The sequence below is a fragment of the Bartonella sp. TT110JLCBS genome, assembly GCF_042193405.1.
Classification (GTDB): Bacteria; Pseudomonadota; Alphaproteobacteria; order Rhizobiales; family Rhizobiaceae; genus Bartonella.
Genome location: NZ_JBHILT010000003.1, coordinates 74,237 through 96,209 on the forward strand (window position 1 = coordinate 74,237; position 21,973 = coordinate 96,209).

Genomic DNA, 21,973 nt, shown 5'->3' on the forward strand with positions numbered 1-21,973 from the left:
CTCAGGCGCAACCTTGGGCGCATCCTCCAGTGCTTCCAAAGGCGTCTCAGGCGCAACCTTGGGCGCATCCTCCAGTGCTTCCAAAGGCGTCTCAGGCGCAACCTTGGGCGCATCCTCCAGTGTCTCCAAAGGCATCTCAGGCGCAACCTTGGGCGCATCCTCTGTTTTTGCTTCTAATAATTCTGGTTTTGTAAGTTCTGGTGCAGATGTATCCGGCGTATTTTCACTTGGTGGCGGCGGTGTTGTCTCAACGGGGAGCAGCTTTTCCTTTGGTTGAAACGGTGCAAGACTATCTATTTGTCCCTCTCCAATATGGTGTGCATCTTCTTTCTCTTGTGGTTGCATAGTTGGTTTAACGGCAGGGATTGCACGGATAGGAGCCTTCACGGCTCCTTGTTGAGAAGAAAACTCGTCCACCAAAGGAGCAAGAGTAATAGGAATTGCTTCCAATGGTTGTGGTAAAGAGACAGAGCTTGTAAACTGAATGGCTCCCCAACTGAGAAAAATGACATGGACCACAAGGGATAAAGCCAAGCCTCGTTTCATGCTATGATAGGAGTCTTTGTTCATTCTTTACGCCTTATTTATGCCTTACATTTTTTCATTTTTAATCACTCTATGCTATTTAAAAAACATCTTAAAAACAATCAGTTATGCGAAATTTTATTACTTATTATTTATTGTGCTAGACTTGCTAACGCAACTTGAGAAAACCCCGCTTTTTGAATATCCGCCAGCAGTTTTAATACTTGCTGATATTCAACAGTTTTAGCAACCCGCACAAAAACTCGTTGATCTTTTTGTGTAGCATCTGCTTCCAGAAGAGTTTTCAGGTGTGCAATCAGGGCCTGTGACGTTTCATAATAATCTTGATTAATGGCAAAGCGCCCTTGCGCGTCAAGTGAAACCGTAAGGGGTGTTTTTTGAGCTCGTACGGGACCCGCTTGACTACGAGGCAAATCTAAAGGAACACCATTTACTAAAAGAGGGGCAGAGACCATAAAAATAATCAACAAGACCAGCATGACATCCACAAAAGGAGTGACATTGATCTCACTCATCAGTTGGCTTCGTGAATGATGCCGCCTACGTGTATTTTTGCGAGAAGAAGAAGCAACAGAAACGCCCATGGATAAGATCCTTTTTATAAAGAGGAAGGTGCTGTGCGTGTTTCATCAATACGCCGCGATACAATTGTTGAAAATTCATCGGCAAAATTTTCTATTTGTGCAATGATGCGCGCACTTTCATGAGTCAACTTGTTATAAGCAATAACGGCTGGAATTGCTGCAAACAAACCAATAGCGGTTGCCAAAAGCGCTTCTGCAATCCCTGGCGCGACAATGGCAAGTGACGTATTTTGAGAAGCTGAAATAGAAAGGAAAGACTCCATAATACCAATAACTGTTCCAAAAAGTCCGATAAAAGGTCCCGCAGATCCCAGTGTCGCAAGAAAACTTAATTTTGATTCTATTTTTTCACTTTCACGTCCCAGCGTCAAATCCATAGCCTTATCAATTCTGCTCTGCAAACTTTTCGATGTATGGGTCCCTTTTTCAAGAGATTTTTTCCATTCAACCATTGCTGCTATAAAAACTGCGGATATACTATTGGTACGTTGACTTTTGCATGATGCATAAAGATCTTCTAGCGCTTTGCCAGACCAAAATGTGCGTTCAAACTGCTTTATTTCACGCCGTATTCTCCGATACGTAAAAATTTTATCAAAAATAATTGCCCAACTCCAGATGGAAGCGAGCAGCAACCCAATCATAACACCTTTCACGATCCAACTCGCTTGCATAAACAAATGCAACATTCCAATTGTTTCCGGATTCGTTAGTTCTAAATGCGGCATAATTTTTGTCCCTCTAAATGAAAGATGCATTTTTTAAATTTTATAAAACAGATTATTTTATAGTTTCTAAATTTAAGTAAAAACTCTAGTCTCACATAAATCCATGCGCTAAAACAAGACTTGTTTCTTAAATTTCCTTAAAAAGTGATGACGAGAGACATCCCTCAATGCAGGCCCCTCCTCATTTCACAACAGCATTTATGAAAAATATAACGATAAGAACTTCTCCATAAATACTATAAAAATAAAAGATATAAAAATGCATGATATTAAATCTATTATGCACCACCATCTTTACGCTCATGAAAAGAACGCTAAATCATCATACGCATTTCCAGCTTAAAATACAGTGATAAGTCTTAGCACTTGAAAAGATTCGTAAGAGGTATTTTATTCCTTTCTTAAGTATTTTTGTATCCACTCACCAACCCCACTTGTGACATGTAAGAAAATGTTTTTGATTAATTCGCGGCAATAGAGCTTGAAAAGAAAAAATTTTACAAGTTTCAGAATTATCTGAAAGTGACAACGCCGTAAATTATCATTGTAAATAAATATGTTATCATCATAAAAGATGACGCTTTGCCTCAGGCTATTGTTTCTCTCATTTTCTATCGAATTACTACGGGGTACATCATCGGGCAAAAAACGACACTAAACCACCCTAAAACGCCTCACAACAATGCACCTCACCCAGGCCCCCTATAAGTCCTATATAATCTAGTGTAAGTCTCATGTAATCTCATTGTGTTGTGAATTTGCCTTTTTCAATGCCTATCATCTCTCTGGCACTATGGTATAACGTACAAGCTTCTGTTACATGAAAAAAGCCTTTTCATATCTTTACTTCATGAAAACCGGCTTCTTCGCTCTCTTTCTCACTTGCGATATTTGATCATTATTGCATTGAGAATGATCCATAAGGAACATTTTTTCAATTTTTTTCAATGATTTATATTGCTCTCTTATGATGTATAAGCAAATGATTTTAATTGTTTCAACATGAACAGATTTGAAATGAAAGTATTTTATTCTATTCCTCTATTGGGGTTTGTGCCCGTGAGAAGTGATAATTTATCTTTCTCAGTCAATATATTATATAGACTAATATGCTTTTGAAACTTTAAATCAAGAATACATTTCTGCTTTATATACATTGATCTCTCACTCATTCACTACGCTTAGAAGCGCACATAAATCGCGCATTATAGCACATAAAGTCATGCATGATGGATAGAAATGGATGAAACACGCGCTCTTATGATGCCAAATGATAATCCAGTAAAGAAACAAATCAAATTGCTTAAAAACACCCTTTGGGTGTTTTGAGACAATTTTCGACCTAATAGCTTATTATCACTTTATTGCAATATGTTGCTGGGTATATACATTTTTATTTCTTTTTATATTTTGTACTTTTCGCTGTTTTCTGATGCCAACAAACCTTTCTTCAAAAGAAAGAAAAATATCTTGAGCTTATAGCAGAAAATGGATGATATGACATTGATTTTGAATCATAACATGGATGAAGCGTGTTTAATTTTGTGGGATATCATCTTCAATTTATTGTAGTTATTGTAGCAGAGGTGCTTTCTTTTGCTGTATCATATAACCTTATTGGAAAACATTTAGGCTATAATAAATGTATAGTCTTAGATTATAGATTACTTTATATCTGCTGATCTCTCCTAAAACTGCTGGTTCAATGAATAATACTTTTAACCAAGTATTTTTGCAAAAAGCTCTTTGGGTAAACGTCGCGGTTTTGCCTCCTCATTAATCAGAGCAATTTCAACTTTGGCTGTTACCAACGTAATCGCCTCATGCAAAATAGATTGCTCCATAAAAAAGCGGGCCCCTTGGATATGAGTAATACGTGTTTTAACAACTAAAAGATGATCAATTTTAGCTGGTCTTGAAAAATTAATTTCCATATGACGAACAACAAAAAATAGTTTTTCCCCCTCACCCCCTGCTGCTAACATCTTATTATTAAAACCGGTATCCCGTAAAAACTCTGAACGTCCTCGTTCAAAAAACTCAAGATAACGCGCATGATAAACCACACCGGAAAAATCTGTATCCGCAACATAAACGCGGACCTGAAAATTATGAAAAGCGTTTGTATGATTGCTCTTAAAAGGTGTTATTTCTGTCATCGACTTCATATCCCATAAAATCATCTAATATAGCTAATATAGCAAATTGTTTATCAATCAAAAGATTGAACACATTTTTGTGTTGAAGTTGTGAAAAGCAAAAGCACAACCCCTCACCAGGGACAAACCTTTTCGACCAGAATATGTTAAAGGCAGCACATCTCTTGTATTTTATGACCTTGCTATAAAAGGTTCAAATAGTTTCTTTAATAAAGAGATGCCTTAGTCATCTTCCCCATCCCATAAAGACGTCTGAAGTGATGAATTGTCTTGAGCATCAGAAAGTTGAGAACGCCTTTGTATAGACGTTGTAGAGGCTGGAGCAGAAAGCCCTAAATGGCTCCAAGCCTTTTCAGTTAGAATGCGTCCACGAGCGGTTCTTTGAATAAAACCTTGTTGGAGCAAATACGGTTCAACAATATCTTCAATGGCATCGCGTGGTTCTGATAAAGCAGCAGCAATTGTTTCAATCCCCACCGGTCCCCCTAAAAAAGTTTCCGCAATCAGGAGCAAGTAGCGGCGGTCAAGCGGATCAAGCCCAAGATGATCAACCTCAAGGCGCGAAAGCGCTTCATCGGCAATTTTTTGGTCAATTTGTTTTGCTTGTTTAACCAAAGCAAAATCACAAACGCGCCGTAAAAGCCGCCCAGCAATACGAGGGGTCCCCCGTGCTCGGCGTGCAATTTCATGGGCACCATCATCACTGATCTTGACGGCAAAAAGCCGCGCATTACGCTGCACAATATATTCCAATTCTTCTATCGTATAAAAATTGAGACGAATTGGAATGCCAAAACGGTCTCTCAGCGGTGTGGTCAAAAGCCCCAAACGTGTGGTTGCCGCTACCAAAGTAAATTTAGCCAGATCAATTTTCACCGAGCGTGCGGCCGGCCCCTCCCCAATGATCAAATCAAGTTGATAATCTTCCATGGCTGGATAAAGAATTTCCTCAATCGCCGGATTTAAGCGATGAATTTCATCAATAAACAAGACATCACGTTCTTCAAGATTGGTCAAGAGAGCGGCTAAATCTCCTGCTTTAGCGATGACCGGCCCTGAAGTAGAGCGAAAATTAACGCCTAATTCTTTTGCCATAATCTGTGAAAGCGTTGTTTTTCCCAGCCCCGGTGGTCCTACAAACAAAACATGATCCAGCGCTTCTTGCCGCGTTTTTGCTGCTTCAATAAATATTTTTAAATTAGCCCGTGCCGCTTCTTGACCAATAAAGTCATCGAGAACTTGTGGTCTTAAGGAACGATCTGGATCGTTAGGAAGGGGGGCGGAACCCAGAAGGCGTTTATCTTCATCTTTATGCATTGTTACCTTGATTTTAAGTAGGAGAAGAAAGCAATTTGAGACTATGCCGGATCAGCAGGGCAGAAGAAACAGTTTCGCCCTCAAGAGCGTTCATCGCAAGAGCAAGAGCACGGGATGCATGCTCCCGTTCAAACCCTAGCTTCATCAACGCGGAAAGCGCATCATGCGCAGGTTGATTGGTCATCTCACGCTGAGAAACCGAAACAGTCTTGAGCGCTTGTTCAAAGGGGAGTGTTTTACTTTTCAACTCACCCACAATTCTTTCACTGACTTTTTTACCAACGCCCGGCGCTCGACTAATCATTGCAATATCGTTTAAAGCAATAGCCTGTGCAAGTTCATCTGGCGATAAAGTACCCAAGATTGCCAAAGCAACCTTTGCCCCTACTCCAGGAACATTTTGTAGAAGACAAAACCACTCCTGTTCCGCTCTTGTCGCAAAACCAAAAAGGCGAATTGCGTCTTCCCGAACATGCGTTTCAATAAAAAGGCTTAACGCCTCCCCAACAGAGGGCAAAGAAGGACGCAGCCGATTTGACACAAAAACAACATACCCCACACCGTGCACATCAAGAAGGATATGATCATCAAAGATATGTTCAAGGGTGCCCTTTAATTTGCCAATCATGTTGCCCCCCCAATCATATCGCTATCCTTGCCTGATAAGATCGGTTAATACTGTTACGGTGCATACTATGACAAAGAGCAAGAGCAAGAGCATCAGCCGCATCACTGCTATCAAATTCAGCCCGTGGGAGGAGAACTTTGACCATCATATGGATTTGTTCTTTAGCCCCATGTCCAACCCCAATAACCGATTTTTTCACTTTGTTGGGCGCATATTCAAAAACAGGAAGATTGGCTTGCGCAGGAACCAGCAGTGCAATTGCACGCGCTTGCCCAAGTTTTAAAGTTGCTGTAGCATCTTTGTTGACAAACACATGTTCTACAGCAGCTTCATGAGGCATAAATTGATGCACAACCTCTGAAAGACCTTTGTGGATCTGACATAGTCTGGAAGCCAGCTCACACTTTACATCAGAAGAAACCGTCCCTGCTGCAATAAACTGAAGACGATTACCCACAACATCGATAACGCCCCACCCTGTACGCCGTAATCCGGGATCAATGCCTATAATACGAATCGTCTCTGCCATAAACTACAGTCTATACACTTTTCCCCCCTGTGAATAAAGATGTGAATAAAGACAAGACCACAAAGAAAACAGCAGTACAAGACAAAACCAGTAAAAAGATAATCATCCCCCCAAATTTATACAATTATAACACGCAACGAACAGCATCTTTATGAAGCATACTTTATGAAGCGTAACTGAAATCAATCAAAACCATTCACACATCACAAGCAAGCACCCGATCAAGCACCCGATCAAGCACCCTCTAAAGCATAAATATTCCCTTTCTATATCATTTCCAATGCCATAACGGTTAAACATCGCAAGCGAGCAAATAGATCAGTGCTGGATTGCACATTCATAATGTGTAAAGAGGCTATGCAATGGATGGTACACACTTTACGAAAACTTTTTACATTATAGCATGACGCTACCATAACAAGACAACACGTTGATTTATAATGATAATTAATTATTTTGTATGTTGCATAAGAATCCCGAATATCCTAAGATTTTCTCATTACAAATCTGTTTATATTGAAGCAATCAAAACCATTCTCTTACATATGAAACGTGGGATTGCCGTATAGAGTGAAACTGTACAAGAAAGGACTAAAAATGCCTCTAATGAATTGTCTCAAGTTCCAAAGGCTACCGCAACATTGGGAACTGGCAAAGATGATGATCGTGCCGGCTTTTGCCTTTGCAAGCGTAAAGATGAGAGAGGCTCAACGGATGTGAATAAGAACTGAGAGGTGTTTTTGAATATACCCATCACACCACAATGACATTGCATAGAGAGGAACATTGCATGGGGGCACAGGGAACCCATGGGACATTCATTATATGGCACTATATGGCACTTTATTTTGGATATTTTATTTTACGCGAAGGAAAATACCTTCCATTCAAAACAAAAGAAGCCCAAAAACTGTAACAATGTGTATCATCCTCATAACACACACTTTACAGCAGCCTTATAGGCATAAATTATAGAGCATAAATAAATTGATGTACAAGCCCCTACTCTATCTTAGAGCCAGATCATTATCATAACCAAAACAAAATCACACGATAGATCAACAGAAAGTATTCCAGCTGCAATCAACCAAAGTCGATTTCCATAAGACCAACCATACTCCATCCCATGCCATATTCGAAATCAATACTTATACACCCCCTCTAAGCTATAAGCTCAAGATATTTCTACGCCAAATAGAAATTAGGCAGAAAAAAGCACTCTAGATTAGTTTTAATTGTGAAATTTCGGTTGTAAAAAAAAATGGGTATACTGCTCTAAATATCGTAAGAAAGAAGCAAGGCGCTATTCTTCTCAAAACACCCCCAAAAGCTGTTTTCAGTAATTCGATTTGTTTTCCCACTGGATTATCATCGCTTAAACTACAGCCGCCCCTTATTTACCAGAACGCTTAAACTACAGCAGCATCTCTAAATGAAAAAAATGCATGCTTCTAAACGCAATGAATGAGAAACAAATTGGCGAAAAACTTCTGGCAATTCATGCCAATGAGGGGTTTCAAGTTCCAATGTCGGTGTATGAAGTGACACTTTTACAATTTCTTTTTTTATTTGTTCTGATGACATTTCCCCTTCGCACAAAGCAAGGGAGTACCTCTAAGAACGCCCAAAGGCTGTTTTGAGCAATTCGATTTGTTTTCCCACTGGATTATCATCTTCTAGAGCACAGGAGGCCGCAGTTTCCCACCCAGCACGCATATAGGTTATCCGCGCTTCTAAACGCAATGAATGAGAAACAAATTGGCGAAAAATTTCTGGCAATTCATGCCAATGCGGGGTTTCAAGTTCCAATGTCGGTGTATGAAGTGACACTTTTACAATTTCTTTTTTTATTTGTTCTGATGACATTTCCCCTTCACGCTCTGCGCGAAGAAGAAGGAGTTGAGAAGCGATTTGCATAAGTCGTGTACTTAAATACATAGCCTCTTTTGCATAAACTGCAGAAACCTCTGTCGAAAGGGAACGTGCCACTAATTTCCCTTCTGAGTCAATATACGCTGCGGTTTTTTCAATCAGCGCCATTGTTTCTTCATAGAGACGATTGAAAGCATTTTCAAAAGCATTATGCTCAATCATGATAATAGGTTCATCATATGGACGTTTATGTACACTCACGCTTTTATACTCCAAGTATCAGCACAAAATCACACTCTTCAACGAACAGAGTATTAAAAAGTTTCTTTTGTTGCTGTGTAGAACGCTTTTTTTTAAAACTGCTACCTCTTTTAATTTTTTTGCGCAACGCACTTTTTATACTAAGGTTAACGTGCCCAATAAACACTATAGGAATGTTTTTTATAAACGGATCATTTTCCTTGAAAAGGACCACTGCCAAGATTGCCGTTTTTCACAATAATAAGCGACTCCAAATTGCAAAGCAATACCCGTTATTATTAAGAGGGTATCGGAAAAAAACGTTTCTGTCATCACTGTTTTTATAATTTGTCCAAACATCGCAAAAATGGTTCCCGTTACAAAGACCAGTAAACTATGTTTTCCTAAAATTGCTAAAGGATGTTTCTGAGAGACATAAAACCATTTATTGATGCGCGGCAAAGAAAGAATGAGAAAGGCTAATGCAAGAACATGGAGTAAACGTGGCAAGCTTAAAAAGGTTTTATTAAAGTTCAACAATGGGGAAGACCAGCCAAGCCACCCCAAAATGCCCCACCAATTTAAGCGAACCCATAACAGCGCCAACAAGAGATACGCTGCCGCACAAACAATCCAAAAAGACTGAAAAGCGATTTTTTTTCCTTGTTTAAGCGCTAAAGTACTGGTCAATCCTATGACAAATAAGAATTGCCAAGACAAAGGATTTAAAAACCACTTTCCCTTTAAAGGATAAGAAGGAGGAGCAATTTTGTAAAATCCGCAGATAAGATACAGTGTAAAGGAGCCCAAAAGCAGCCATTTTGTCTGCTTACAACTCAAATAAAGGATAAAAGGCGCAAAAAACATCAAAACGATATAAAGAGGAAGAATATTATTATATCCCAATTGATGCCCAAAGCTTAAGGTACTCAAAAATGCGATACCAGGCTCTTTAAAAAAGAGTCCCACATTGTTCATCGATAAAAGTTTTTCTGTTCGCCATAATAAAAAGGCAGCAAAAAAAAGACTTAACGTGACAAAAGTAGTAAAAAGATATGCACCATAGAGCTGCAGAGCTCTGTACCAAAGTTTTCGGATAATAAAAGCAAAGGATTTTTGCTGTAACCGTCCATGAAAGCTTAACCCAAGAGCAATCCCTGAAAGCAAAACAAACACTTCTGCACAATCAGAAAAACCGAAATTTCTATGAGTAAAAGACTCATAGATCGTTCTGGGAATATGGTTGATGAAAATCGTCAATAAGGCCAAAGAACGAAAAACGTCAATGCGTGTATCACGATGAGAAGGTTGAGTATTATGCTCAAGAATACCTTGGTACTTCATCAGTGGACTCCCACACGTTGCACCCCCCTTGAAGTCCCATAAAAATGGTGCTTACCCTTATTGCCAACAAGCATGAACAGGATGAAATTTTAATTTTTAAGAGTCAAGTTTCATTTTAAGCGTTTATTTTTTTAAAAGCAAAAGTTTTTTAAAGGCAAAAGAACGAAAAGCGTCCATACGTGTATCACAGCGAAAAGGTAACATATTATGCTTAAAAACACTCTCATTTCTCATAAACAGGCTTCCACACACCCACAAATCCTTTAAATTACGTGAAAATGGTGGTCACTTTCATTGCAAATAAGCATAATAGAATGAAACTTTAATTTTTAAGCGTTATTTTTTCTAAGAAACAGGGATTTGACATGACACAACAAAAAAATAAACCAATTGATCCACCTCTTTTCCCTCAGTTGATTTTAACACTTGATGTTCGGCGCAACACCCCACACACATTTTTGCAGCAAATTTTACAAACAAAGTCTTTTGCATGCGTCATCCTCTATGATTCTGAAAAATTGAAAGATGATAGCTCTTTTTTACAACAACAAGCGCAAACTTACGCAGAAGATATTCAACATCATGACGCAGCCCTTCTCATTGCTGATGACAGCCGCATTGCTGGGCGCATAAAGGCTGATGGATTGCACATAGAAAATGATCTTAACGCTCTTGAAAGCTTCAAAAATCAGCAAAAGGAACAAAAAATTATAGGCTTTGGCAATTTACGCAATCGCCATAGTGCTATGCTTGCAGCGGAAACAGGTGTTGATTACCTGTTCTTTGGAAAACTCGGTGCTGATAAAAAACCCCAAGCGCACCCCCGCAATCTCCAGTTAGCAACATGGTGGGCAGAAATTATGCAAACCCCCGCCATTATCCAAGCAGGAAGCGATTTTTCAACCTTTGATGAAGTCTTAAAGACTGGATGTGAATTCATTGCTGTAGAAGAAGTCATTTTGGGGAACGACAACCCCTTAATACTGCTTAAAACAATGCAAGAAAAATGTGAGAAAACCCCCTTGTAATATAGGAGGAGAATTTATAAATAAAGCGTTAACTTTCGTGCTTCTTACATAGGGCACATAACGGCATATACAAATAGGAGAAAAATTCGTTTCGTTCATTCACAATTCAATCAGATCGCTTCATCACGCAGTAAAATTTCCCATCATTTAGTCAAGTTTTCCCACGTTTCAATCAATTGAATGGAAGGTGACCGTCTCTTTTTGTGCATTGTATAAGAAAATGAAATCATAAAGCTATTTAAATTCAAATAGTTATAAAAATAAATCAACATTTTATATTAATAACCAGCGATATTGAAAGAATATAAACAGTGAAATATAGCGGCACCTTCGAAGACCTTAAAGATATAGTTAAAACAGCTGGATATAAAATCATAGAAACTAAGTTTCTATCACTTAATTCTTCTAAAGGATATCAGATCAAAACCTCCGAAGGAGGCGTTATTAATTGGTATGAAAGCACAGGAACAATCAACGTTCAAGGCAAAGAAAACATAAAACAAAAGTTAATAGAAGATTTAGCAAAGCATCTAGAAGAAACATCAACGATTCCTTCCTCAAAAACTGCCTCCAATCCTTCAAATAAAAAAATCTTTATCGTTCATGGCCATGACCATATTGCTCTAGAGCAACTTGAACTTATTCTTCTCAAGCTTGGTCTCAAACCATACATCTTACAAAACACGAGTGGTAATGGTTTACCCATCATTCAAACTTTGAAAAAAGAAATTTGTGACAGTTCTATAAGTTTTGGTATTGTACTCCTCACGCATGATGACATGGGTTATGCTATATCTCAAGGTGCAGAAAAAATTCAACCCCGTGCACGACAAAACGTTATTTTCGAAATGGGCATGTTAGCTGCCACACTTCCTCTTGAGAGGATTGCTATTCTACAAAAAGAAGGCATTGAAATGCTTTCAGATGTTGGTGGAGTTTACTACCTTTCTTTTAAAGAACACGTAAACGAAACATTTTCCAAACTTATTATGCGCTTACAAGAAGCTGATTTCTCTTTTAATACAGATACAATTCATGCATCACGTTAAATTTGAATAATGCTTATGTTTATTTTTTAAAGCGCACACCCAAAACCACATGCCACCCCACCACATTCCACAGACACACACATCCTATAGCACAGAGAAACGATCATCCCCCACCCTTCCTCAAACAGCAAGCGATTGTGCAAATTTTAATGAAGATACCGCGTGTAAATTCACTACCGTAGAAGATCATTTTAGTCTCTTTAATAAACGCGGGGCTGATGTCATGATTTTGACAATCATTCCAGAGAGATTTAAGAAGCGGATAGCCTCTCATAAAAAAACAAATTTTGTAAGTAAAAAACTATTTTTATTGTAAATTTCCTGAAATTACTTTATGAATTAAAAGATGTTTTGGTCGCATACGCAACGACCAAAAGGGGCCTTGAAAACCCTAAGTTCTAGCGTAAAGATGAACCCACTTTGTGGGTATCCCGGAATTCCGGGAGTTTTTGCTATGTCCAGGTGCTTTAAGCACTAAAAGCAAAAAGGCTGACTAGAACTCAGTATTTTCAAGCTCCCGGAATACTCATGCGAGGGCGCTCGCAACCGGCGGGGAAAAATGCAATCTCAAAATCTTAATATTGATCTTTTTATTGGCAAAAAAATTCGTTTGAGACGAAAAATGCTAAAAATGTCTCAAACAACTTTAGGGCACGCTTTAGGCGTAAGTTTCCAACAAATCCAGAAATATGAAAAAGGCTTAAATCGTGTCAGCGCAGGGCGTTTAATGGAAATTTCTGATATCTTGAATGTTCCCATTGCCTTTTTTTACGCCGATATCATTACAAAACAACAGCCCCCATACCACCATGATGAAATCGCATCAAACACAGAGGAATACCTGCTGCTCAAAAGATTTAGAGTTCTAACAACGGTAAAAAAGAAAGCCTTTTTACAGCTGATCTCTGATGAGAATGCAAGCTAACATCACACGGATAGCGTGCGCTATTCATAAGCATTCATACGTATTTTAAAAAGCAACCTCCATTGTAAGCATTTTTTCATTTTAGGGGGATAAGCCATTGATATAATAGAAGATAAGCATCTTTACATACGATAACCCCTCATCATTATTATTTTTAACAGGACTGTATTATTTTTAACAGAACTGTTTTAAACAGTCTGTCTCTCGTCGACATTTATGCTACTTTTTTAACTTACCCAACCCTACCTTGAACCAAGACGAAAAACTGAGAGATAAAAAGTAATATAGAAATGAGATTCTTATACGGCTTGTAATGATGAAAAAAAAATGTGAAAATTCTGATCGGTAATGAGGAGAAAACACCATGATCAAGAGAAGCGTGAAGCTGCTTATCTTAGGCGTGATTGGGCTTGCAAGTTCTGCTGTAAGTTCAGCGGGAAACACTGAAGAAATCTCAAATTCTGAAAGCTCTTTCAATACGATTCAAGAAGCTTCAAACACTCAAGAACCCTTTCAGCCCTTAAAAGCTGGAGACTATGACCAAGCCTATGACTATTACATCCAAGGTTATTATTTAAAAGCTTTTCGTGAAGCACTCCGACGTGCTGAAAAAAATGATCCTTTTGCACAAACTCTTCTTGCCCGAATTTATATGGAAGGATGCGCTGTTCCTATTGACGGTGCGCGTGCTGCTTTATGGTTTGAACGCGCTGCAAAACAGGGGGAGCCCCAAGCACAACTACGCTATGGACTTATGTTGTTTGATGGTAACTTTATAAAACAAAATCAAGAACTTGGTGCGCAATTCATTCAAAAAGCTGTCAAAGCAGGCGTCAAGGAAGCCTATTTTTATTATGGACAACTGCTTCTTTATAAGGCCTCACAGGAAAAACAAGCTCTCCCTGGTGTTTCTTCCCAAAGTCGTGAAAATGAAGCAATAGAGCAAGCCTTAAAATGGTACTTAAAAGGTGCTGCTCTTGGGGATGCTGAAGCGGCTTTTTCTGCTGCAAAAATTCTTTCCTTAGGCACGTTAAAGCGACCAAAAGATGATCGCAATGCCCGCAAGCTCATGGAGGTAGCGGCTCAAAACAACCACTTAAAAGCTCAACTTCATTTAGCACAATGGCTTGTACAGGGGCGTGGAGGAGAAACAGATTTTCAGCGTGCTTTTCATTTACTTCAAAGAAATGCGATCAACATGGTAGCACCAGCACAGATTTCCCTTGCAAGGCTTTATCGAGATGGCACAGGAACAAAAGGCGATATAATAATGGCAGCGGCATGGTATATGCTCGCAAAGGAGGCAAAAATGCAAGCTCCTGATCTTGAAATAATGCTCCAAGGCATGGATAAGGCACAACTAGAAAAAGCGCACAAAGAAGCAATAAAGCTCCTTCCTGTTTTTTAAAATACTCCTCTCTGCATCAAAAAGATAAAATTTATAGAAATTCCGGGAGATTTTGCTCTGTCCAGGTGCTTTAAGCACTAAAAGCAAAATGCTGATTTGAGTTCAGTGTTTTTAGACTCCCGGAATACCAACGCGAGGGCGCTCGCAACCGGCGGGGGCTTTAAAATGCGAGCCAAAAATCTTGATAACGACATTTTCATTGGCAAAAAAATTCGTTTGAGACGAAAAATGCTAAAAATGTCTCAAAAAACATTAGGTCAACATTTAGGTGTTACTTTCCAACAAATCCAGAAATATGAAAACGGCTTAAATCGTGTCAGCGCAGGGCGTTTAAAAGAAATTGCCGATATCTTAAATGTTCCACTTGTCTTTTTCTATGCGGACACCTCAGCAAAACAACAGCCCCCATACCCTCATGATGAAATCGCATCAAGTACAGAAGAATACCTGCTGCTCAAAAGATTTAGAGTTCTAACCTCGATAAAACAAAGAGCCATTTTACAGCTCATCTCTGATCAAAATGAAAGCTTTTAACATCATAATATAGGGCGCTACACTCTCTATTCTTGACTTGCCTCCCACCCCTCAAAGGACAGAAGCCCCTTCCCTATCCGGTTGGGAAACAATCCGTCTTCTCAGAACAGAACTCTTTTAGCTTCCCATTTTATGTGGTTCATTTCACAAGATTATCCGGACAAGCTCCCCCTCAAATATTCACCACACACTCTCATAAAAACATCACATGTGCAAAGTTTTATGTCTTATAGCACCACACCTCAAACGACAGTATTTAAAAAAACAGAATAAGCATTCATACGTATTTTAAAAAAGATAGCCCTCAAAAAGCAATGCTTGAAAATTTTTTTGATCAATCTGGAATAACACTTAACACATCATTTTATAATAGTGATAGAGGACATGCTCTTAACATGCAAACGCAAAAAATTGCTTTTTTATCATATCACTAAAAGCAGCAGTTTATTAAAATATACGCCACCAGAAGCACTTCAAGCAGCCTTTACAGCTGAAACCATTATTCATTGATTAATTAACCTATTGATTAGATACCGATATGTTGTTAATGGCTATAAGTAAAGTTGCTCTTATTTCTGGAAGAGGAGCTTCGCAAATAAAGAGCAACAATAAGTAAGGGGAATTAAAGATGTTAAAATATTTATTGCTGTCACCGGTTGTGTTGGTGGCAGGTTGCGCATCTGTAGGCAGTTATTCATCAAATTATGTTGATCAAAGTCTTACAAAGCGTCAGGCACAATTAGTCGCTAACAAATTTATTAGCGATATCAAGAGATCTCTACCACCAGCTACAACCACACTTCTTATAAAGAAAAATAATACAGCAGACAGCTTTACTCCTTTATTTATCAATCTGTTGCGACGGAATGGATATAATGTGATCTATACAGATCAACCTCAAAAGCAGCAAAACATGGGTGTGAATTTGAGTTATAGAATACAATTAAATAGTAGAGTTATAGTGTCTCTTCTTCAGTATAATGTGAACGGAGAACCACGTGCTCATATAAGTACTCAGCCCAAATGAACCCGCTATTTAATGTAAACATTCTCTATATTTTACACGTAAAGACTTAAAAGCTCTTGCGAAAGGCAAAGAGATTTGCACCTCAATAAAAAACCTCATTTTTAGCCAGAGTGGATAAATTTTATTATAGATTGTGACAATACAAAATAGTGTAAATTATAGCTTTGAGATTTAAGAAAAGAAGAATACTAAAAATAATGAAAAATGCCCCACACCCTAGTGAATTGTTACGCGAAGATGTAAATGCAAAACTTGGACTATCTGTGATTGAAGCAGCTGAACAGTTTTCTATATCCCGTGTAGCATTTTCTAGGGTCTTGGTAAAATCCTTATAACGACATTTTCAGTGGCAAATTCATTGGCAAAAAAATTCGTTTGAGACGAAAAATGTTGAAGATGTCTCAAAAAACATTAGGTCAACATTTAGGTGTTACTTTCCAACAAATCCAGAAATATGAAAACGGCTTAAATTGTTTCAGCGTAGGGCGTTTAAAAGAAATGGCCGATATCTCAAATGTTCTACTTTCCTTTTTCTATGCTGATATCTTAACAAAACAACTGCCCCCGTACTCTCATGATGAAATCGCATCAAGTACAGAAAAATACCTGCTGCTCAAAAGATTTAGAGTTCTAACCTCGATAAAAAAGCCTTTTTACAGCTGATCTCTGATGAGAATACAAACGAACACCCTGTGACAACACACCACGCTCTATCACATGAGACACTATAATAAACTCCGTATTCACATATTCTTAATTAAAAACACCTCATGGTTTTATGGAACTTATATCATTACCATCAATTATATCATTGCCATCAATGATGATATTTTACGACACAACGGGATAAATTTCCCCAAAAATTCTAAAAAATTTTTGTGCAAATTTTTAAAAAGCTTGCGTCTGAGCGCTTTTTATGGTCTTGCAAAGAGCTGAAAAGCAAAAATACATAAAGGTCCTTTTTTACTTAAGCTTTTCTCTTTGCAAAAAGCAGGAGAAAGCCCATAAAGAGCACACAGGACCATGAGAGAGCCGCAAGGTTAATCAAAGGGATTTTAGCCCGAAAATAACAAAAGAGCTTGACCGTTAAAGGCAGCAAAGAAAAGCGCCATAAAGACAACAAGAGAGTTCTTTTTGCAAGAATAGAATTGGATAGAAACGATGAAAATTAATGGCAATGAAATTCGCCCTGGTAATGTGATCGAACATCAAGGAAGCTTATGGGTTGCTGTTAAATGCAACGCTGTAAAACCAGGAAAAGGTGGTGCATTTAACCAAGTTGAAATGAAAAATTTGATTGATGGTACAAAACTTAATGAGCGATTTCGCGCTGCTGAGACAGTTGAACGCGTGCGCCTTGAACAAAAGGATTTCACATTTCTTTATCAACAAGGGGATGCTTTGGTCTTTATGGATTCAGAATCTTATGAACAACTTGAACTTCAAAAGGATTTTGTTGGTGAACGTGCTGCGTTTCTCCAAGATGGGATGACTGTCACAGTTGAACTTTATCAAGAAAAGCCTATTGGCATCTCACTTCCTGATCAAGTTGCTGTCACGATTGCGGAAGCCGATCCTGCCATCAAAGGACAAACGGTTACCTCCTCTTATAAACCCGCCATTCTTGAAAACGGAATTCGTATTCTTGTTCCCCCCTTTATGAATGCTGGTGAACGTATCATTGTAGACACCAATGAGTTGATTTATTTGCGTCGTGCAAATGAAAAAGATAAATAAAGGAATAAAAAATGGCCCATTCTGCAGTCATGAATGTCATGGTGCAAGCTGCAATGAAAGCAGGACGCTCGTTGGTGCGTGATTACGGTGAAGTGCAAAATTTGCAAGTGTCTTTAAAAGGACCAGCAGATTATGTCAGCCAAGCAGATCGCAAAGCGGAAAAAATTATTTTCAATGAATTAAGCAAAGCGCGCCCCAAATTTGGTTTTCTGATGGAAGAGTCTGAAGAAATCATTGGAGAAGATTCACAACACCGTTTTATTGTTGATCCTTTAGATGGTACTACAAATTTTCTCCATGGCATTCCTTTTTTTGCTGTTTCCATTGCCTTAGAAAGCCAAGGAAAAATCGTTGCTGGTGTCATTTACAATCCCGTGAGTGATGAACTCTTCACCGCAGAACGTGGGTGTGGTGCTTTTTTCAATGACCGCCGCTGTCGCGTTTCTGCACGGCGCAGACTAGAAGATTGTGTCATTGCCACAGGCATGCCTCATTTTGGTCGCCCAGATCATGGAGCCTATCTTATTGAATTGCGTAATGTGATGATGGAAGTTGCTGGACTGCGCCGTTTTGGTGCTGCTTCTCTTGATTTAGCTTATGTTGCTTCTGGCCGAACCGATGGCTTTTGGGAAGACAATCTACAAATTTGGGATATGGCTGCTGGAATACTGATGGTTCGTGAAGCCGGAGGTTTTGTCACCGATAAAGAAGGTGGTAGCGATATATTCCGCAAAAAAAATATCATTGCCGGCAACGAACACATTCGCCTAAAATTAGAAAGAGTTCTCAAAAAAGGCATTTAAGCCTAAAAAAATCCAGCAGATGACCTCAGCCAAGCAGATCGCAAAGCGGAAAAAATTATTTTCAATGAATTAAGCAAAGCGCGCCCCAAGTTTTGGTTTTCTGATGGAAGAGTCTGAAGAAATCATTGGAGAAGATTCACAACACCGTTTTATTATTGACCCTTTGAGATGGCACCACAAATTTTCTCCATGGCATTCCTTTTTTGCTGTTTCCATTGCCTTAGAAAGCCAAGGGAAAGTTGTTGGTGGTGTCATTTACAATCCCGTGAATGATGAACTCTTTACCGCAGAACGCGGGTGTGGTGCTTTTTTCAATGACCGACGCTGTCGCGTTTCTGCACAGCATAGACTAGAAGATTGTGTCATTGCCACGGGAAATGCCTCATTTTGGTCGTCCAAATCATGGAACCTATCTTATTGAATTACGCAATATAATGATGGAAGTTGCCAAACTTCGCCGTTTTGGTGCTGCTGCTCTCGAATTTAGCTTATGTCGCCGCAGAAAAAACCGATGGTTTTTGGGAAGATAACCTGCACATTTTTGATAAAACTACCAGCATACTGATGCTTCGCGAAGCCGGTGTTTTTGTCACTGATAAAGAAGGCAGCAGCGATATATTTCGCAAAAAAAAAATATCATCACAACAAAACGCCCCAAGAAGCAACAACGACATCAGAAGCCAACATCCTCCCCTACTTCTCTTAAGAAATCACCGCCTACACAGCAAAAAAGATTGACTATAATTTAAAATATCCCCTCTCTGCTAAGGGCTATCACATATGCCTCTCATAGTTTTCACCTCTACATGACAACAGAAATTTTAGCAAATCCATTGATTTATACAGCCATTCCCCCCTTCATTTAACCATTATCTCAGATAGTCTATGAAATACTCTCGAGATTTATAGTAACAAAAATCTTTGTTTTCCAAAACTGCTTTCTGCATTTCACTTGCAAGTTGGTCTTTATCTTTTTCAACAACCTCTTTCAGCGCCTTTACCTTCTCATTACCGAAGATAATTTTTAATTTTTCTTTTAACTTTTTTTCCTCAACAAGCTTCTCCCAAAAGATCAATCGGTTATCGCATTTCTCATTTGATGATTTCATCCACTCTTTAACGCCTAATTTGTAAGCTTCTTCAAATGTTGGATTCCCTTCAACAATGGAAAGATTTTTTGCTCTATTTGTGTCATTCTCTTTACAAGTATTGATTACATCTCTAACTGTGACAGAATGGCAACCATTATCAAAGGCAACATAGCCTTTTTTCACTGTTTTAATAAGCTTCTTATAGTAAATGAAAGTTTCTCTTGCCTCCTTATAATCACTGGAAATATCACACAACAACAACAACACATTCTTTTTACAATATAATAATAAAGTACACTCACCAGACCAAGATTCCGAAAGCTTTAGCATTTTCTCTATCTCTTTGTGTTCTATACTTATAGATATGTGGTCCCACAAAGTATCTGTAAATTTTTTCTTTTCATCCTCCCCTGTAAAGTTTTCCTTTTGGTGCTGTTTGCATTCAGCTGTAATCATATCATCAAGAACATATAACCACCAATGAAGTAATAACATCGTAGGTTGACTCCGTTTTTTTTTCGTAAGAGGATCTACAAACTTTTGCAGAGTTATTCCATTCTTTCTCATTAATCGCACTGCTTTTATAAAAAATTTCCTAAAATACGAGGTATCCAAGAGACTACATATTTTTTTGTAATGTTCATAAGTAAGTTTTTTTCCAAGTGCTTGCTTGTACAATAAACGCACTTCGTGCTCCCCTCGAACACAAATATCCTTTACAAATGGAAGCCGATCTCCACCGACTTTCATATCTTCCCTAGGATTTTTTATCCCCAGTACGTCTCTTTCCCATAGCCTTACTCCCTCATCCCATTGTTTCAACCATTCCTGCGATACTTTTTGAGTTTTTTTAACAAGCCTTTGTTCCCCTTGTGCAATAATATCTTGATATCCAGCGCACTCTTGCTCTTTTCGCTCAAGTTGGTCAGTCAATTGAAGACACTTCTGTTCCCCTTGTGCAATAATATCTTGATATCCAACGCATTCTTGCTCTTTTCGCTCAAGTTGGTCAGTCAATTGAAGACACTTCTGTTCCCCTTGTGCAATAATATCTTTATGTCCAGCGCAATCTTGCTCTTTTTGCTCAAGTTGGTCAGTCAATTGAAGACACTTCTGTTCCCCTTGTGCAATAATATCTTGATGTCCAGCGCATTCTTGCTCTTTTCGCTCAAGTTGGTCAGTCAATTGAAGACACTTCTGTTCCCATTGTGCAATAATATCTTTATGTCCAGCGCATTCTTGCTCTTTTCGCTCAAGTTGGTCAGTCAATTGAAGACACTTCTGTTCCCATTGTGCAATAATATCTTGATATCCAACGCACTCTTGCTTTTTTTTCTCAAGTTGTTCAGTCAATTGAAGACATTTCTGTTCCCCTTGAGCAATAATATCTTGATATCCAGCGCACTCTTGCTCTTTTTGCTCAAGTTGTTTAGTTAAATGCTTGTTCTGATAAATTGCCAATGCAAGCATTAAGCTTCCCCCACAACACACTATCATTGCCAAACCGAACAAAAAATCCACTGAGTATCCCGAATACCACGACTTCCCCATCCATATGATGCAGAAAATCATAACGCCGCATCTTACACTCCCACATTTTTTCCCCCATTTCCAAATGACCTTAATTATAGCTATTATGAAAGCTATTGCCAATTTTATGTCTTCTTCCATTCTTGCTCTCTTTTATTCCCACCAATATTTAACGCAGCTCTTTTATCGATCCCTCGATATTGTATCATTATGTGTACATCTTATTTGAAAATCACTACATATTATATTTTAATAAAAACAATACACAAAATATAGATATTTTTTCTGGTAAAATAAAACAATTTGTATTTAATTGTACTGCTCTAATGATTTATGCACTTTTAAGAAGAGCTTTATAATTCTTAAAATGCACTCCCACAATATTGGTTCAAAGTACTCAAAAGCCTAACACAGCAAAACATGGCTGCGTGCTCACCTTGTTTTATAAAATTGATAAAAAGCGTCTTTCTACTCATTTATCGGCTCTTTTTTAGTAAAGCGACATCATCATACACTTTCCTAATCCCCTCAATATTACTACAGCCCCTAAAACTTGAGACGCTTCATGAAGAAGACTTATTCTTTCTTTAAGTATTTTTACTTCACGCAATCTTCCCTGCTTGGTATATGCAAGAGACATGGTTTTGACTAATGCAACATAATCAAATTTGAAACGAGAAATTCCATGTAAGATCTTTCATGAAAAACAATGAGTTATCATTATAAATCAACGTGACAGTGCTGTTATGAAGAGAACTCCTCGCTCATCTTAATAGTCCATAGCGATTTAACTGGATATCGTTTTATATTCTATACACAGAAGTGTCTTTATAAAAATACTTCATCTCAGGCAAAAAAAAAGAACAGCCTATTAAAAAAGAAAAACATCTCAAT

At 38.4% G+C, this 21,973-nt stretch carries 23 protein-coding genes and 2 pseudogenes; 14 read left to right on the forward strand and 11 right to left on the reverse strand.

Annotated elements, in window-relative coordinates:
- From ACFILW_RS02445 to ruvC, 7 genes and pseudogenes are all read right to left on the reverse strand, one after another.
- Positions 1-570 (reverse strand): annotated as a pseudogene (locus ACFILW_RS02445) (cell envelope biogenesis protein TolA); the annotation flags it as partial.
- Between the two features lie 107 nt (positions 571-677).
- Positions 678-1,130, reverse strand: a complete 453-nt coding sequence (gene tolR / locus ACFILW_RS02450; protein WP_375627998.1) for a protein TolR — start codon at positions 1,128-1,130, stop codon at positions 678-680.
- A gap of 14 nt (positions 1,131-1,144) precedes the next feature.
- Entirely contained in the window at positions 1,145-1,858 is a 714-nt protein-coding gene (gene tolQ, locus ACFILW_RS02455; protein WP_375640353.1) for a protein TolQ, read from the reverse strand.
- Positions 1,859-3,576: 1,718 nt separating this feature from the next.
- Positions 3,577-4,017, reverse strand: a complete 441-nt coding sequence (gene ybgC, locus ACFILW_RS02460; protein ID WP_375685086.1) for a tol-pal system-associated acyl-CoA thioesterase — start codon at positions 4,015-4,017, stop codon at positions 3,577-3,579.
- 222 nt (positions 4,018-4,239) lie between these two features.
- Complete coding sequence (ruvB, locus tag ACFILW_RS02465; RefSeq protein WP_375613207.1) at positions 4,240-5,334, reverse strand: Holliday junction branch migration DNA helicase RuvB; 1,095 nt, start codon at positions 5,332-5,334, stop codon at positions 4,240-4,242.
- A 13-nt stretch (positions 5,335-5,347) separates the two neighbouring features.
- Complete coding sequence (gene ruvA / locus ACFILW_RS02470; protein WP_375685088.1) at positions 5,348-5,962, reverse strand: Holliday junction branch migration protein RuvA; 615 nt, start codon at positions 5,960-5,962, stop codon at positions 5,348-5,350.
- A gap of 13 nt (positions 5,963-5,975) precedes the next feature.
- The gene (ruvC, locus tag ACFILW_RS02475; RefSeq protein WP_375685090.1) at positions 5,976-6,491 is read right to left on the reverse strand and encodes a crossover junction endodeoxyribonuclease RuvC; all 516 of its coding nucleotides are present in this window, start codon (positions 6,489-6,491) and stop codon (positions 5,976-5,978) included.
- A gap of 790 nt (positions 6,492-7,281) precedes the next feature.
- Here ruvC and ACFILW_RS02480 point away from each other — a divergent pair.
- Positions 7,282-7,407 (forward strand): hypothetical protein, encoded by a 126-nt coding sequence (locus ACFILW_RS02480; RefSeq protein ID WP_375685092.1) that lies wholly within the window; start codon positions 7,282-7,284, stop codon positions 7,405-7,407.
- A gap of 512 nt (positions 7,408-7,919) precedes the next feature.
- Here the strand turns inward: ACFILW_RS02480 and ACFILW_RS02485 are convergent.
- From ACFILW_RS02485 to ACFILW_RS02495, 3 genes are all read right to left on the reverse strand, one after another.
- A complete protein-coding gene (locus tag ACFILW_RS02485; protein ID WP_375659689.1) occupies positions 7,920-8,075 on the reverse strand; it encodes a hypothetical protein in 156 nt (51 codons plus the stop codon).
- A gap of 30 nt (positions 8,076-8,105) precedes the next feature.
- Positions 8,106-8,624: a DUF1465 family protein gene (locus tag ACFILW_RS02490; RefSeq protein WP_375685094.1), complete on the reverse strand. Its 519-nt coding sequence runs from the start codon at positions 8,622-8,624 to the stop codon at positions 8,106-8,108.
- Between the two features lie 180 nt (positions 8,625-8,804).
- Positions 8,805-9,947 (reverse strand): OpgC family protein, encoded by a 1,143-nt coding sequence (locus ACFILW_RS02495; RefSeq protein WP_375685096.1) that lies wholly within the window; start codon positions 9,945-9,947, stop codon positions 8,805-8,807.
- A 365-nt stretch (positions 9,948-10,312) separates the two neighbouring features.
- On the opposite strand from ACFILW_RS02495, the gene ACFILW_RS02500 reads away from it, so the two are divergent.
- From ACFILW_RS02500 to ACFILW_RS02560, 13 genes and pseudogenes are all read left to right on the forward strand, one after another.
- The gene (locus ACFILW_RS02500) at positions 10,313-10,975 is read left to right on the forward strand and encodes a thiamine phosphate synthase (protein ID WP_375613203.1); all 663 of its coding nucleotides are present in this window, start codon (positions 10,313-10,315) and stop codon (positions 10,973-10,975) included.
- A 311-nt stretch (positions 10,976-11,286) separates the two neighbouring features.
- Positions 11,287-12,024, forward strand: a complete 738-nt coding sequence (locus tag ACFILW_RS02505) for a TIR domain-containing protein (protein ID WP_375685098.1) — start codon at positions 11,287-11,289, stop codon at positions 12,022-12,024.
- Between the two features lie 559 nt (positions 12,025-12,583).
- On the forward strand, positions 12,584-12,949 hold the full coding sequence (locus ACFILW_RS02510) for a helix-turn-helix domain-containing protein (protein ID WP_375677835.1): 366 nt from the start codon (positions 12,584-12,586) through the stop codon (positions 12,947-12,949).
- A 364-nt stretch (positions 12,950-13,313) separates the two neighbouring features.
- Positions 13,314-14,357 carry a tetratricopeptide repeat protein gene (locus ACFILW_RS02515; protein ID WP_375611748.1) on the forward strand — a complete coding sequence of 348 codons (1,044 nt, stop codon included), beginning with the start codon at positions 13,314-13,316 and terminating at the stop codon, positions 14,355-14,357.
- A gap of 165 nt (positions 14,358-14,522) precedes the next feature.
- On the forward strand, positions 14,523-14,891 hold the full coding sequence (locus ACFILW_RS02520) for a helix-turn-helix domain-containing protein (protein WP_375645909.1): 369 nt from the start codon (positions 14,523-14,525) through the stop codon (positions 14,889-14,891).
- 384 nt (positions 14,892-15,275) lie between these two features.
- Entirely contained in the window at positions 15,276-15,401 is a 126-nt protein-coding gene (locus ACFILW_RS02525; protein WP_375622591.1) for a hypothetical protein, read from the forward strand.
- 118 nt (positions 15,402-15,519) lie between these two features.
- Entirely contained in the window at positions 15,520-15,918 is a 399-nt protein-coding gene (locus tag ACFILW_RS02530) for a hypothetical protein (protein WP_375645910.1), read from the forward strand.
- Between the two features lie 197 nt (positions 15,919-16,115).
- Entirely contained in the window at positions 16,116-16,253 is a 138-nt protein-coding gene (locus ACFILW_RS02535; protein WP_375645911.1) for a hypothetical protein, read from the forward strand.
- A gap of 4 nt (positions 16,254-16,257) precedes the next feature.
- Positions 16,258-16,649, forward strand: a pseudogene (locus tag ACFILW_RS02540) (helix-turn-helix domain-containing protein).
- 430 nt (positions 16,650-17,079) lie between these two features.
- Positions 17,080-17,655 carry an elongation factor P gene (gene efp, locus ACFILW_RS02545; RefSeq protein ID WP_015856958.1) on the forward strand — a complete coding sequence of 192 codons (576 nt, stop codon included), beginning with the start codon at positions 17,080-17,082 and terminating at the stop codon, positions 17,653-17,655.
- 11 nt (positions 17,656-17,666) lie between these two features.
- Positions 17,667-18,458 carry an inositol monophosphatase family protein gene (locus tag ACFILW_RS02550; protein WP_375685100.1) on the forward strand — a complete coding sequence of 264 codons (792 nt, stop codon included), beginning with the start codon at positions 17,667-17,669 and terminating at the stop codon, positions 18,456-18,458.
- Between the two features lie 103 nt (positions 18,459-18,561).
- A complete protein-coding gene (locus tag ACFILW_RS02555) occupies positions 18,562-18,879 on the forward strand; it encodes an inositol monophosphatase family protein (protein WP_375685101.1) in 318 nt (105 codons plus the stop codon).
- Between the two features lie 23 nt (positions 18,880-18,902).
- Complete coding sequence (locus tag ACFILW_RS02560) at positions 18,903-19,196, forward strand: hypothetical protein (protein WP_375685103.1); 294 nt, start codon at positions 18,903-18,905, stop codon at positions 19,194-19,196.
- 131 nt (positions 19,197-19,327) lie between these two features.
- Here the strand turns inward: ACFILW_RS02560 and ACFILW_RS02565 are convergent, their stop codons facing one another.
- Entirely contained in the window at positions 19,328-21,052 is a 1,725-nt protein-coding gene (locus ACFILW_RS02565; RefSeq protein WP_375685105.1) for a hypothetical protein, read from the reverse strand.
- Positions 21,053-21,973 lie beyond the last annotated feature (921 nt).

What these genes read in the sequence shown, in the direction of transcription:
- tolR (WP_375627998.1), bottom strand. Translation starts at nt 1,130, where the DNA reads ATGGGCGTTTCTGTTGCTTCTTCTTCTCGCAAAAATACACGTAGGCGG.
- tolQ (WP_375640353.1), bottom strand. Translation starts at nt 1,858, where the DNA reads ATGCCGCATTTAGAACTAACGAATCCGGAAACAATTGGAATGTTGCAT.
- ybgC (WP_375685086.1), bottom strand. Translation starts at nt 4,017, where the DNA reads ATGACAGAAATAACACCTTTTAAGAGCAATCATACAAACGCTTTTCAT.
- ruvB (WP_375613207.1), bottom strand. Translation starts at nt 5,334, where the DNA reads ATGCATAAAGATGAAGATAAACGCCTTCTGGGTTCCGCCCCCCTTCCT.
- ruvA (WP_375685088.1), bottom strand. Translation starts at nt 5,962, where the DNA reads ATGATTGGCAAATTAAAGGGCACCCTTGAACATATCTTTGATGATCAT.
- ruvC (WP_375685090.1), bottom strand. Translation starts at nt 6,491, where the DNA reads ATGGCAGAGACGATTCGTATTATAGGCATTGATCCCGGATTACGGCGT.
- ACFILW_RS02480 (WP_375685092.1), top strand. Translation starts at nt 7,282, where the DNA reads ATGGGGGCACAGGGAACCCATGGGACATTCATTATATGGCACTATATG.
- ACFILW_RS02485 (WP_375659689.1), bottom strand. Translation starts at nt 8,075, where the DNA reads ATGTCATCAGAACAAATAAAAAAAGAAATTGTAAAAGTGTCACTTCAT.
- ACFILW_RS02495 (WP_375685096.1), bottom strand. Translation starts at nt 9,947, where the DNA reads ATGAAGTACCAAGGTATTCTTGAGCATAATACTCAACCTTCTCATCGT.
- ACFILW_RS02500 (WP_375613203.1), top strand. Translation starts at nt 10,313, where the DNA reads ATGACACAACAAAAAAATAAACCAATTGATCCACCTCTTTTCCCTCAG.
- ACFILW_RS02510 (WP_375677835.1), top strand. Translation starts at nt 12,584, where the DNA reads ATGCAATCTCAAAATCTTAATATTGATCTTTTTATTGGCAAAAAAATT.
- ACFILW_RS02515 (WP_375611748.1), top strand. Translation starts at nt 13,314, where the DNA reads ATGATCAAGAGAAGCGTGAAGCTGCTTATCTTAGGCGTGATTGGGCTT.
- ACFILW_RS02520 (WP_375645909.1), top strand. Translation starts at nt 14,523, where the DNA reads ATGCGAGCCAAAAATCTTGATAACGACATTTTCATTGGCAAAAAAATT.
- ACFILW_RS02525 (WP_375622591.1), top strand. Translation starts at nt 15,276, where the DNA reads ATGCTCTTAACATGCAAACGCAAAAAATTGCTTTTTTATCATATCACT.
- ACFILW_RS02530 (WP_375645910.1), top strand. Translation starts at nt 15,520, where the DNA reads ATGTTAAAATATTTATTGCTGTCACCGGTTGTGTTGGTGGCAGGTTGC.
- ACFILW_RS02535 (WP_375645911.1), top strand. Translation starts at nt 16,116, where the DNA reads ATGAAAAATGCCCCACACCCTAGTGAATTGTTACGCGAAGATGTAAAT.
- efp (WP_015856958.1), top strand. Translation starts at nt 17,080, where the DNA reads ATGAAAATTAATGGCAATGAAATTCGCCCTGGTAATGTGATCGAACAT.
- ACFILW_RS02550 (WP_375685100.1), top strand. Translation starts at nt 17,667, where the DNA reads ATGGCCCATTCTGCAGTCATGAATGTCATGGTGCAAGCTGCAATGAAA.
- ACFILW_RS02555 (WP_375685101.1), top strand. Translation starts at nt 18,562, where the DNA reads ATGGAAGAGTCTGAAGAAATCATTGGAGAAGATTCACAACACCGTTTT.